Source organism: Paenibacillus catalpae (genome assembly GCF_900112695.1).
GTDB lineage: Bacteria > Bacillota > Bacilli > Paenibacillales > Paenibacillaceae > Pristimantibacillus > Pristimantibacillus catalpae.
The window spans coordinates 409,214-422,247 of the sequence record NZ_FOMT01000002.1; the positions used below are offsets into that span (position 1 = coordinate 409,214).

Sequence of the window (13,034 nt, forward strand, 5' to 3'; positions counted from 1 at the left end):
GAGGTAAGTCTAACACAATGGAAGCCAAACAGGCTCAAGCAGCAGCAAAGTCCGGTAACGCAACCCTTGATTATTGGAGGAAGCATTACTTTCTCTACATCCTGATCGCTCCGGCACTTATTCTGACACTGGTATTCAAATATGGTCCGATGTATGGGGCCGTTATTGCCTTTAAGGACTTCAGTCCGATCAAGGGCATCATGGGAAGCGACTGGGTAGGGCTGTATAACTTCGAGAAGTTTCTGTCGTCACCGAATTTCGATGTTATTTTTATGAATACGCTTAAATTAAGCTTTTTCGGCCTTATTCTCGGATTTCCGATCCCCATTCTTCTTGCACTTATGCTGAATCAGATCAGGCATACCGGCGCTAAGAAAAATATTCAGCTATTCTTGTACGCCCCTAACTTCATTTCGGTTGTTGTTGTGGTCGGGATGCTGTTTATCTTCCTGTCCCCGACAGGTCCGATTAACCATTTGATTACCCTAATAACAGGCGAACCCGTGATGTTCATGTCGCGTCCTGAGTATTTCCGTGGCATCTACATTTTGTCGGATATTTGGACCGGAGCGGGCTGGGCTTCCATTATATATGTAGCTGCGCTTGCAAACGTTGATCCGGAGCTTCATCATGCGGCCAATCTGGACGGGGCAAACCTGCTTCAGCGCATCCGGCATATCGATCTGCCGACGATTCGCCCTATTATGGCGATTGTATTTATTTTAGCGGCCGGCGGTATTATGTCGATTGGTTTTGAGAAGGCTTATCTGATGCAGACAGCCATGAACCTTCCGACCTCGGAGATTATTCCAACCTATGTGTACAAAATCGGGTTGCAATCCGGTGATTATGCTTATTCTGCGGCAGTTGGATTATTTAATTCCGTGATTAACGTCCTGCTTCTTATTACTGTTAATTTCATTGTCAAAAGGCTGAACGAGGGCGATGGCCTCTACTAAGAAAGGAGATGAATACATGGCTATCAAGCATTCCAGACTGGATCGCTTACTTCTTATATTAAACGGAATCTTCCTGACGCTTGCAGTACTCGTCGTCGTTATTCCTCTGCTTTACGTGGTGGTCGCTTCCTTGATGGATCCGTCCGCCCTGCTGAGCAGGGGCTTGTCCTTCAAGCTCTCGGACTGGTCTCTTGAAGGGTATAAAAAGATTTTGTCCAATCCGGCGATGATTCGCGGCTTCGGAAATGCCGTCTTCTATGCTGTTTCTTTTTCCGTCCTGACGGTTGTCGTCTCCGTCTGTGCCGGATACTCCCTGTCGGATAACCGGCTGAAAGGGAAGGGGTTGTTCATGACCCTATTCATCATCACGATGTTCTTCAGCGGAGGGCTTATACCTACTTATTTACTTGTGAAAAATCTGGGCCTGCTCAATACCGTATGGGCTGTCATTATACCGGGCGCCGTAAACGTATGGAATATCATCCTGTCGCGGACCTTTTTCAAAGGAGTGCCTTTGGAGCTGAAGGAAGCAGCCAATGTGGATGGAGCCTCGGAGATGCGGATCTTCATGCAGGTCGTCCTGCCGCTGTCGAAGCCAATCGTCTTTGTTCTTGCTCTGTACGCTTTCGTCGGGCAGTGGAACTCCTACTTCGATGCGATGATTTATCTTGATAATCCGACTCTTCATCCGCTTCAGCTTGTCCTTCGTTCGATTCTGATTCAGAACCAGGTCGATCCGGGCATGATCAGCGATCAGCTGGCGGCAGCTGAACTGAAGCGATTGTCGGAAATTATCAAATATGCAGCTATTGTTGTATCCAGCTTGCCGCTTATTATTATGTATCCGTTCTTCCAGAAGTACTTCGAGAAAGGTGTCATGGTCGGTTCCCTCAAGTAGGGACAGATCTTCACATACGCATGGCCATGCGAGAGATAGAATTTATTCATTCATTATTATTGGGAGGTCATCGGTAATGAGTACAATGAACAAGTCCAAATTAGTGACCAGAACAGCCACAGCTTCGGCTCTTGCTTCAATCCTTCTTCTGTCAGCCTGCAGCGGCGGAGGCGGAGGCAGTGCTGCCAGCAAGAAACAGGATCCGAGCGGGAAAGTAACCCTTAATTTTATTACGCAGAGCTCTGCTATTGCACCGGCTGATCCGAATGACAAGCTTGTTAATAAAAGGCTTGAAGAGAAAACGAATGTTCATATCAACTGGAAGAACTTTACGAACGATGTCTTTGTTGAGAAAAGAAATCTTGCTGTAGCAAGCGGCGATCTGCCGGATGCGATCTTTAATGCAGATTACAGCGATTATGAGCTTCTGAAGCTTGCTAAGGATGGTTCGATCATTCCGCTTAACGATCTGATTGATCAATATATGCCTAACTTCAAGAAAGTACTGGAAGAGGCTCCTGAGTATAAAAGCATGATTACCGCTCCGGACGGCAAAATTTATGCCTTCCCTTGGATTGAGGAGCTTGGAAGCGGCAAGGAAAGAATTCAGGCCGTGGACAGCATGCCTTGGATAAACGTGGAGTGGCTGAAGAAGCTTAATCTGAAGATACCGACCACAACGGAAGAATTGAAGAAAGTGTTGATTGCCTTTAAGACACAGGACCCGAACGGCAACGGCCAAGCAGATGAAATACCATTGTCCTTCATTAATAAGCCAGGTGCAGAGGATCTGGCCTTCTTGTTCGCTTCCTTTGGATTAGGCGAGAATCCTGACCACGCGGTTGTATCGAATGACGGCAAAGTTATTTTTACAGCTGCGGATGAGGGCTACAAGAAAGCAGTTTCCTTTGTGAACGAGCTCTACAAAGAAGGCCTGATCGATATTGAAGCTTATACCCAAGACTGGAGCACTTATCTGGCGAAAGGTAAGGATCAGAAATACGGACTGTACTTCTCGTGGGATAAAGCGAATATTACCGGTGCAAATGATTCCTATGAAGTAATGCCTCCGATTGCAGGACCTGACGGCGAGATTAATGTAACAAGAACAAACGGCCTTGGTCTTGGCCGCGGCAAGATGGTTGTTACAAGCGCGAACAAGAACCTGGAAACAACGGCGAAATGGGTCGATCAGCTCTATGATCCGATTCAATCGGTACAGGATAACTGGGGAACCTACGGCGATGATAAGCAGCAAAATATTTTCGAATACGATGAAGCAAGCAATATGCTGAAGCATCTGCCGCTTGAAGGTACAGCACCGGTAGAGCTTCGTGAGAAAACAAGCATAGGCGGACCACTCGCGATTCTGGATTCCTACTATGGCAAATATACGACTATGCCGGATGATGCGAAGGGCCGGATGGATATTATCAAAAATATTATGGCTCCGCATATGAAAGCTGACAATGTGATGCCTAGCGTATTTAACTCTATTGAAGAGCTTGACCGTCTTACAACGATTGAAACAGATCTGTTCGCATACGTGCTTAGAATGCGTACCGAATGGTACCAGAATGGCAAAGTTAGTGAGCAATGGGATGATTATCTGAAAGAGCTGGACCGTCTTGGTCTGCAGGAATGGCTCAAGATCAAACAAGGCGGTTACGACAGAGCGACCAAAGGTTAGTTGCGTTCCGCAGCGGAAAAGGGCCGTGTTCCGGCAGGGGGAACCTGCCGGGCAGGCCTTCTTTTTTGAATGAAAGAGATAAAAACAGAAGCAAGGGAGAGGAGCTATCATGTCTATTATGGCTAAACAAAACTTCAGAGGTGCGTACCATATCTCGCCTCAAGTGAACTGGATGAACGATCCGAACGGGATGGTCTATTACGAGGGCGAATATCACTTATTTTATCAGCATTATCCTTATGGAGACACTCATGGACCTATGTACTGGGGGCATGTGGTGAGCAAGGATCTGGTCACTTGGGAGGAACTGGACATTGCTCTGGCGCCGGATGAGCATGGCATGATTTTTTCCGGCAGCGCAGTAGTCGATTGGAACAATACATCGGGGCTGTTCCCGGATGGCCCGGGATTGGTTGCGATATTCACCCACCATCTGGAGGTCCAAGGGAGCCATCCGATTCAACGTCAGAGCTTGGCTTACAGCACGGACAAAGGAAGAACCTGGGTGAAGTATGCCGGCAATCCGGTGCTCGCGCATGAGACGTTTGTCGACTTCCGCGATCCGAAGGTTTTCTGGCATGAGGAGACGAATCGCTGGGTAATGATTATTGCCTGTGGCCAGACGGTATGTCTCTATCATTCTCCTAATCTGATTAACTGGACACTTGGCAGCGAGTTTGGTGACGGAATCGGATCGCATGACGGCGTATGGGAATGCCCGGATCTTTTCCCGCTGGCTATCGACGGGAATGCTGCGAATTCGAAATGGGTTATGATTGTGAGCATCGGTGCGGATCCGGCCTTCGCGGAAGGATCAAGAACGCAATATTTCACCGGAGATTTTGACGGAATTACCTTTACGCCGGATGCTGCTTCCTCGGAAGTGAGATGGGTGGACCATGGACGCGACAACTATGCCGGTGTCACATGGTCGGATATTCCTGAATCGGATGGCAGACGTCTGATGATTGGTTGGATGAGCAATTGGCAATATGCCAATCAGACACCTACCGAAGGCTTCCGGGGAGCGATGACGGTTGTAAGGGAAATGTCGCTGGAAACAAGAGAGGGAGTTGTTACCCTGGTGCAGAAGCCGGCTGCAGAGCTGGAATCAATCAGGAAGCCTGTTCTTGCGCTGCAAGGAGCGACAGCTGCTGAAGCAGAACAGATGTTACAAAAGCTGCAGCTTGTCAGTTATGAACTCCATGCCGAGCTTTCAACGGATCATTCGTCTGGCTTTAGGATCCGGACCGGGGCGGCTAACGGGACAGTTGTTGGTTTCGATGCTGCAACGGACTGCGTTTATGTAGACCGTACCAACTCGGGCGAGCACAGTTTCCATCCGCTATTCCGCAGCATTCAAGCAGCGAAGATTGTATCTGCCGGCGACAGCATAGATCTCCGCATCTTTGTTGACGCTGCATCTGTGGAGGTATTCGCTAATAACGGGCAGGCCGTTATTACGGATCTCATTTATCCGGATGCAGATGCGACGGGCATCTCGTTCTTCTCGGAGCAAGCTAATGTGGTTCTCTCTTCCTTGAGCATTTATGAGCTCATTCCGCATACTGCGGGCAAGGGCGAATAAGAGGAGGCACAGGTTATGCGTATTGGAGCGGTTGAAGCAGGCGGTACCAAATTTGTTTGTGGTGTTGGCAATGAGCATGGCGTGATCGAGCATTCAGTCAGCTTTCCGACAGAGCAGCCAGAGGTGACGCTGGGCAAAGTGATTGACTATTTTCGGGAAAACCAGGTAGAGGCCATTGGCATTGGATCGTTCGGACCGATTGGACTTCATCCGGGTAGCCCTTCGTATGGCTTCGTGACAACAACGCCAAAGCCCGGCTGGGCAGATTTTGACTTCCTCGGAACATTGAAGCAGCAATTTGATGTTCCTTATGGCTGGGATACCGACGTTAATGCGGCTGCCTATGGAGAAGCGGTATGGGGTGCTGCGAAAGATTTGCAGAGTTGTCTGTACTATACGATTGGTACTGGCGTTGGTATCGGGGTATATGCTGAGGGCCAACTGGTCCATGGACTTGTCCATCCTGAAGGCGGACATGTGCCGGTCAAGAGGCACCCGGAAGACAGCTTCCAGGGGTTATGTCCTTATCATGGCGATTGCCTGGAGGGCATGGCGGCTGGTCCGGCTCTCGAGGCCCGTTGGGAGCAGAAGGGGGATCAGCTTCCGGCAGACCATACGGCATGGGAAATGGAAGCTTATTATATCGCCCAATCCATTACCGGAGCTATCCTGATGCTCTCGCCGCAGAAGATTATACTTGGCGGTGGCGTTATGAAGCAGATGCAGCTGTTCCCTCTTATCCAGGAAGCGGTGAAACGTAATTTGAACGGCTACGTTAGTGCAGCCGAGATTACAGAGCATATCGACCGCTATATCGTACCGCCGGGACTAGGGCAGCAAGCCGGGTTATGCGGTGCACTGGCGCTTGGTCTGCAGGCTTATCAGCAGGCGCATGCGAGGGAAGGTGCATTGTAACAGACAAGAACAGCGGGTTTGCCGGGGCAGTTGCGGCAATCCCTTGGTTCTTTTGCGGGATATGAGATGTGAGCATCTATAAGAAAAGAGGGATGATGATGAAGGGAAAGAGTAGGTCGAAGAGTTGGGCAGCAGCAATGATGCTTTCAAGTGTGCTGGCTATTTCCTCCGTCGCAGCAACGGTTAATCCTGCAGAAGGCTGGGCGGCTAATACCAAAGCAGATGCAAGCATACAGGCGGAGACAGCTCCGGACAATCTTGTAAGCGCAACCAACACAGAGACGAATTTAACAAACTGGCAGGTGAAAGGAAGTGGACATCTGGAAAATACAGAGGAGGGATTACTGCTGACATCCAATCCGAAGGAGAATGTAATGGCAATATCCGGTGTTGCGGCGGATAACTTCGTATATGAGGCGGATGTGAAAGTAACCGACATGAAGGCGGATGCCACGTTGGTGTTCCGATCTAATGAAGATGGCTGGGCTTCTTATATGCTGCAAATCGTTCCAGCTGCAGGACTTATTCGCCTTAGAGATGCGGCAAGTGATACAGCATTGAAGGAAGAACGGCAGGTTGAACTCCAAGCAGGCGAAATTTATCATCTGAAAGTCATTGCAAGCGGAAGCCGCTTGAAGGTGTACTGGGATAGCCAATACAAGCCTGTTATCGATGTAAATGACACCGCTTACACAAAAGGTTTTCTTGGACTAAATGTATGGGACGGCTCGGCATTATTCCAAAATATAAAAGTGAGCGAGCTGAAGAGTAATCTGGGGACGGCTGTTTATACCTCAGGCAGCTGGGAGCCGGATCTGAAAGGCTGGCAAGGAGCAGCTGAAGCCGGGTCGGCCGTTCAGGTCTATAGTCAGGAGGCGGCAGACTTCGTGTATGAAGGCGATATCTCCTTTGATTCCGGGCAGTCTGAAGCAGCCCTTGCTTTCAGGATGAATGATGCAGGTACACAAGGGTATTTGGCTTCCTTGAAGAAGGAAGGCAGCGGCGTTGTTGCACGTCTAATGACCATGGACGGCACCGTAATCGGTGCTTCAGGACAGGTATATCCGACGCAGGATGAGGCAAGGCATCATCTGGAGATTACAGCCAACGGCAGCCGAATGACCTTATATGTAGACGGCTACGCGGACGCGGCCGTTCAAGCAGTCGACAGCCGCTACACGAAAGGGCATACAGGGCTGGCCGTCTTGGCAGGCAATGGTTATTTTCAAAATGTGTATATGGTTCCGGCCTCCGACTATTACACGGAAAATTACCGTCCGGATTATCACTATTCACCGGCCCGCGGTTCTGCGAGTGATCCTAACGGGCTTGTCTATTATGAAGGGGAATACCATCTGTTTCATCAGGATGGAGGGACCTGGGCGCACGCGGTCAGCGATGATCTAGTACATTGGAAAAGGCTGCCGATAGCCTTGCCTTGGAATGATAACGGGCATGTCTGGTCCGGCTCGGCGGTTGCTGATCTGAATAATGCTTCCGGTCTTTTTACAGGCTCGGGAGGAAGTGGCTTGATAGCTTACTATACCTCTTATAACCCTGACGCTTATAACGGTAATCAGCGTATCGGGCTTGCCTATAGCACCGATCAAGGACGGACATGGCAATATTCGACTGAGCATCCGATCGTTATTGAGAATCCAGGCAAGCAGGGCGGGGATCCGGGCGGCTGGGATTTCCGCGATCCGAAGGTGGTCAGAGATGAGGCCAATCACAGGTGGATCATGGTTGTTTCCGGTGGTGATCATATCCGCTTCTTTACCTCGACAAACCTGATTGACTGGACACATACTGACAGCTTTGGATATGGCGGTTATGTGCGAGGCGGCGTATGGGAATGTCCGGACCTGTTCGAATTGTCTGTGGAAGGGACAGAAGAGAAGAAGTGGGTGCTGATGATCAGCACCGGTGCCAATCCCGCAACAGAAGGCTCCGATGCGGAATATTTCATCGGCGAGCTGACGGTAGAGGGCAAATTTGTTAATGATAATGCGGCAGGAGAAGTACTAAGAACCGATTACGGTAAGGAATTTTACGCTTCGATGTCCTTCTCGGATTTGCCGGATAACCGGAGAATTATGCTTGCCTGGATGACGAATTGGGACTATCCGTTTGCCTTTCCTACTGAAGGCTGGAAGGGTGAGCTTACGATTCCAAGAGAGCTGACGCTTCGGAACACAAGTGACGGTGTGCGGCTTGTTCAGGCTCCTGTTCATGAACTGCAGTCTTTACGCACGACGATGTATACGGCAACGAATAAGCGGGTAACGGCAGACAGTGCCAATCTTCTTAAGGACTTGTCGGCAGGAGCCTTTGAAATCGAAGCCGAGATTGAGATCATGGCCGGCAGTGCTGTAACGGAATTTGGCTTTAATGTAAGGGAAGGGGCCGAAGGCAACAAAACGCTTGCGGGCTATCGTGTCCTAGATCAACAAATGTTTATTGACCGGAGTCAATCCGGCGTGACGGACTTCTCCAGCAAATTCTCTACTTATCAGGAAGCACCGCTCGAACAGGCAGCCAAGAGGGTGAAAATGAATATCTTTGTAGATGACTCCTCGATTGAGCTGTTTGGCAATGACGGTGAGGTTGTGTTCTCCGATGTTATTTTTCCCGATCCGGCAAGTCGCAGCATGAGCTTCTATACGAAAGGCGGACCGGTTACGGTTGTATCACTAAAGGTACATGCGCTAGCAGATACCTGGAATGAGCTGAAGGATGCTGGCACCCGAATTGTCATGGACACGAGTGACAGAGAGCTTGGCCCCGGTCAAAGCGAAACGCTGTATGCGGCGGCTGATGGGGGCAAGAGTAAAAAGCAGCGGCTGAAGTGGGTATCCAGTAATTCTGGGGTAGTGAGAATTAGCTCATCAGAGCAAGGCAAGGCAATACTTAAGGCAGGCAGTCCGGGAGAAGCCATTATTAAAGTGTCCACCCCGGATGGCAAAGCTTACGCGAGTACAGTGGTCCGGGTGTATGCCGGGCAATTCGTTACGAATCTGACCGGCTGGAAGCCGGACCTGTCGCTGCCGAGCTGGGTAGTGACGGAGAATGGTATTCGGGGCAGCTACTCGAGCGATGCGAATTATATCGCCCAAGAGACGGCAGGCAATTTCAGCTATGCAGCGGATGTAACGCTTGGCAAGGAAGGGGGGGCAGGTTCGGTTCTGTTCCGTGCAAGCGCTGACGGTCGCAGCGGATATTACTTTAATCTTGATCCGAATATGAAGGCATACCGGCTGTTCTATAAGGTTGACGGTGCTTTCGAAGACCGGATGGTGCTTGCGCGTGTACCTGCTTTCCTGCAGCGGGGTGTTACTTATCATGTGAATATTGAAGCAAAAGGCCCTCATCTTATCATCTCCGTCAACGGACAACGCATCATGGATGTTCAGGACGGAAGCTTTGCAGAAGGACATTTCGGCATGAATGTGTTTGGAGGCCAGGCGTCCTATCAGAATGTTATGGCTAGCAATATGGAAGGGGCTGATCTGACTTCCGCTGTCTTGACGAACGAAGTGACAGGCAAGTCCCTCTATGTTAACGGGCAGCAGAATGGTGAGCCTGTGGTCATTCAGGCGGGGGGAACTTCCGCATGGACGTTTGTACCGACAGGTGATGAACAGGGCTCCTATTCGATTCGGGCGGAAGGCGGAAAGGCGCTTGACCTCAATACAGGACAGAATACGATACAGCTCTACAGTTACCTCGGCTACAATAACCAGCGGTGGATCATTACCCCGAATTCGAATGGGACAGTAACGATTACATCCGTTCACAACGGCAAGGCGCTTGAAGTGTCGGAGGATGGTAAAGCACTTACGGTGAATGATGTACTAGCAGGGCGGTCGCAGCAGGAATGGAGAATGGAACAATTATAGACTGGGAAATGTTGGATAATAGGGGAGGCAGCGATCAGTGTGATCGCTGCCTCCCTTTTATTTAATGATAAGCAGGCGTCTCAATTCCGCAAGGTCCGCCGTCCGGATTGGCTTCCAGCGACAGCTCCGTGCCGTCCGCTTTGTAGAGCGGGTTATACCAATGCGAGATCGAAAGCGCGCTGCTGTTCGCATAGTGGGAAATAAACGCCCGCCGGAAGCGCTCCTTCGACTTGTTGCGGTAAGAGCCGTGAATCAGATTGCCGTTAAAGAACAGGATATCGCCAGGCTCCATGATAGCTGCGATTGGCTTATCTTCTTTTGGCGGCTTCACGTAGTGAGTGGTGAACGATTCGTTAGAATCGGACTCTTCCGGACAAACGATGTCATACGTATTCGTCTTCGGAACGAGCAGCATGCAGCCGTTCTCCTCGTCGCAGCGGTCGATAGCCGCCCATGCCGCAATACAGTTGCCGGGCTCCACCTTCAGGTAGAAGTTATCCTGATGCAGTGCTTGACCGCGCGATCCCGGAGGCTTGTAGTAGAACATGCTTTGCGCAGCTAATGCTTCCTCTCCGTACAAATCATGCATAATATCGAGGACGCCCGGATGCAGCATATAGCTTTTGCTCAGCTCATTGAAGCGGTGCGGGTGCATGACCCGAGGATAGCGGCGAAGCGGATCCTCTTGCTCTCCATTCAGGACCGGCTCGAAATAGCCGGGTACCGGCGTATGGCTGATTTTCTCGAATTCAGCCTTGATTTCCTCAATCTCTTCTTTGTTCCAGACGCCGCGTACAATAACATAACCTTCGGTTTCAAACTGCTTCATTTGCTCTTCCGTGAGCACCTTAAGTGACTGGTTCATTTGTATTGCCCCTCTCCTTGGTGGTTGCTGCTTCTTGTCTCTAATTGTAAGGAGTATCGGGGAAGGGTTGAAGTCGGAATTATGCTCATTACTGCTTGGATTCTGCTATGTGACTGGACGAATGGCGCGCCGCGCAGTACCCTTAAGGTAATAAGATCATGCGGGGTGGAAGCTTTGGTGGATGAATCGGCGGATGAATTAAAGAACGGCGTTTTTACAGGATATTTTCGCGAAAATGATTCCTATACCATTGCGCGTCCAGCCGGAAGAGAGGACTGGCTGCTGGTTTATACGCTGGAGGGGCAGGGGTATTTCCGGACGCCCGCAGGAGAGAAAATAAGCAAAGCAGGTGAACTGATACTGCTCCGTAAAAGGATTCCTCATACTTATGGCACCGTAAAAGGAGAGACGTGGAACTTTATGTGGGTGCACTTCAACCGGCTGCCCGAGCTGTCTTTGCTGCCGGATGAGGAGATCCTGCACTGCCCGCTGCCCTCAAGCGAGCTGCAGCGCCGGGTGCTTCGTACATTCCGGTCTCTGCTGCATGACTCGAGGGGACAGGGCGGATTCTGGCAGGAGCTGTGCGACAATCAGCTAAGTGCCTTGATTCTGCTGATGGCCGGCCAGCTGGCGGATAAGCTCGATTACCGGGTCAGCCAGGTGATACGGATCTTGTCCGCGCAAATGCAGGAGCCATTATCCATTAATGAGCTGGCGGCGCGGGTAGGTTTGTCTGCTTCCCGGCTGTCGCATCTGTTCAAGGCAGAGACCGGCAGGTCTATTGTCGATACGCTCAATCATATGCGCCTTGAGCAGGCGGCGCTGCTTATGCTGAAAGCTGGCCGTACAGCAGGAGAGGCGGCCTTTGACGTTGGTTTCCAGAGCTATAATCATTTCGCCGCCTTGTTCCGCAGGAGATATGGCTGCGGGCCGGCGGAGTATAAGCGAAAGACGGATTTTACACCCTCGCCTTGAACTGGCTTGGCGTCGCGCCAACGAATTTCTTGAACTGCCGCATGAAATGCGTCTCATGCTCGTATCCGCAGCTTGCGGCGATGGCCGAAACGGATAGGGTACTGTTCTTGAGCAGGTATTTGGCGAGCTCCAATCTGCCGTTAATCATATCGTTAACAACGGAGCAGCCGAAAATATCTTTATAGAGATGCTGAAAGTAAGATTTGCTGAGGTGAACGCGGTCAGCCAGCATCTCTACTGTCACATGGCTTTGCGGCGAGTTATACAGCTCGTCCCGCAGCTCGGAGAACTGCCTGATGTAACGCCCCGGTCTCTCGGGATGCTGGGAAAGCTCATGCAGATTGCTCAGCTTCATCAGAAGCGACCGGATGTCGGTATCCAGAATCCGGTCCCTCAAATGCCCGCCCTGCTTCTGAACCCGGTGAAGCTCCATAATACTTCTGGAGATCAGCATCGGATCAACCGCCTGGACAGGCGTATCAAGCGGGAAATTCAATTCGGCAAGGAGATCCTTTAATTCTTCCCCCCGGCAATGAAACCAATCGTTAATAAAAGGCAGCTCAAACTCTGCATAGGAATGGGGCGTCTCCGGCTGGAACAGGATAAACGAATCGCTGTCCACGAGGATACGTTCACCTCTTATAATCACTTCGGATTTCTTCTTGAACAAGACAAAAGCATAGTCTCCCGAACCATGCGGCCGGATAATCGAAATGCCGTTCGGATGGACAAAGCGGTAGCCGCAGCTGTCTAATCGAATGATCGAAAACAGCTCCTTTCATCAAAAAAAGCAGGATAGGTCAGTTTTTTCTCATTATAGTGAATTGTAGGCGCTTTCTCAATCCCATACAATCTTTAGTAGAGGCATTAAAAATCGTCCTGTTCGTGATGGGAGCTGAAGCAAACATGACAATCACAGAATCTGTCAGCAAGAGAGAACGGGATGGCTGCAAGGGATGCTCGGCTGACGTCCGGGTGACAGGCGAACAGATCGAGCGACTTTTATCCAAAATAAAAGCCGATGCCCGTGTGTCCGATGAGCTTTATGCGAAGCGGCTGTCAGCATGCGGGGGTTGTGCGAGCTTGGCTTATGACACGACTTGCATGCATTGCGGCTGTCTCGTTCAGGTTCGCGCGAAGCTGAAGGACAAGGGATGCCCTCATCCTCAGCAGGCTGTTCGAGAGCAATGGGAAGCTATCTACTAAGTTCTTGCTTACGAAGTAAGAATCATCACGAACAACCAT

Annotated in this window: 10 protein-coding genes; 8 read left to right on the forward strand and 2 right to left on the reverse strand. The window is 50.4% G+C overall.

The features are described from left to right. Positions 1-17 precede the first annotated feature (17 nt). The 6 genes from BM200_RS09520 to BM200_RS09545 all read left to right on the forward strand — a co-directional run bounded on the left by BM200_RS09520 (position 18) and on the right by BM200_RS09545 (position 9,949). Entirely contained in the window at positions 18-959 is a 942-nt protein-coding gene (locus tag BM200_RS09520; RefSeq protein WP_091184375.1) for an ABC transporter permease, read from the forward strand. 16 nt (positions 960-975) lie between these two features. Next, positions 976-1,857 carry a carbohydrate ABC transporter permease gene (locus BM200_RS09525; RefSeq protein ID WP_091184377.1) on the forward strand — a complete coding sequence of 294 codons (882 nt, stop codon included), beginning with the start codon at positions 976-978 and terminating at the stop codon, positions 1,855-1,857. 76 nt (positions 1,858-1,933) lie between these two features. After that, complete coding sequence (locus tag BM200_RS09530) at positions 1,934-3,547, forward strand: ABC transporter substrate-binding protein (protein ID WP_091184379.1); 1,614 nt, start codon at positions 1,934-1,936, stop codon at positions 3,545-3,547. Positions 3,548-3,656: 109 nt separating this feature from the next. Further along, entirely contained in the window at positions 3,657-5,135 is a 1,479-nt protein-coding gene (locus tag BM200_RS09535; protein WP_091184381.1) for a glycoside hydrolase family 32 protein, read from the forward strand. Positions 5,136-5,150: 15 nt separating this feature from the next. Further along, positions 5,151-6,050 carry an ROK family protein gene (locus BM200_RS09540; RefSeq protein WP_091184383.1) on the forward strand — a complete coding sequence of 300 codons (900 nt, stop codon included), beginning with the start codon at positions 5,151-5,153 and terminating at the stop codon, positions 6,048-6,050. 137 nt (positions 6,051-6,187) lie between these two features. Continuing rightward, positions 6,188-9,949: a GH32 C-terminal domain-containing protein gene (locus BM200_RS09545; RefSeq protein ID WP_091186216.1), complete on the forward strand. Its 3,762-nt coding sequence runs from the start codon at positions 6,188-6,190 to the stop codon at positions 9,947-9,949. Between the two features lie 61 nt (positions 9,950-10,010). On the opposite strand, the gene BM200_RS09550 is transcribed toward BM200_RS09545, so the two are convergent. Further along, on the reverse strand, positions 10,011-10,814 hold the full coding sequence (locus tag BM200_RS09550) for a phytanoyl-CoA dioxygenase family protein (RefSeq protein ID WP_091184385.1): 804 nt from the start codon (positions 10,812-10,814) through the stop codon (positions 10,011-10,013). Positions 10,815-10,991: 177 nt separating this feature from the next. Here BM200_RS09550 and BM200_RS09555 point away from each other — a divergent pair, with 177 nt between their 5' ends. Beyond that, positions 10,992-11,789 (forward strand): AraC family transcriptional regulator, encoded by a 798-nt coding sequence (locus tag BM200_RS09555; RefSeq protein ID WP_245772964.1) that lies wholly within the window; start codon positions 10,992-10,994, stop codon positions 11,787-11,789. On the opposite strand, the gene BM200_RS09560 is transcribed toward BM200_RS09555, so the two are convergent. Further along, a complete protein-coding gene (locus tag BM200_RS09560) occupies positions 11,773-12,459 on the reverse strand; it encodes a helix-turn-helix transcriptional regulator (protein WP_245772965.1) in 687 nt (228 codons plus the stop codon). The genes BM200_RS09555 and BM200_RS09560 overlap by 17 nt on opposite strands. A 236-nt stretch (positions 12,460-12,695) precedes the next feature. Here BM200_RS09560 and BM200_RS09565 point away from each other — a divergent pair, with 236 nt between their 5' ends. Further along, entirely contained in the window at positions 12,696-12,995 is a 300-nt protein-coding gene (locus tag BM200_RS09565) for a DUF6171 family protein (protein WP_091184390.1), read from the forward strand. The last annotated feature ends 39 nt before the right edge of the window (positions 12,996-13,034 follow it).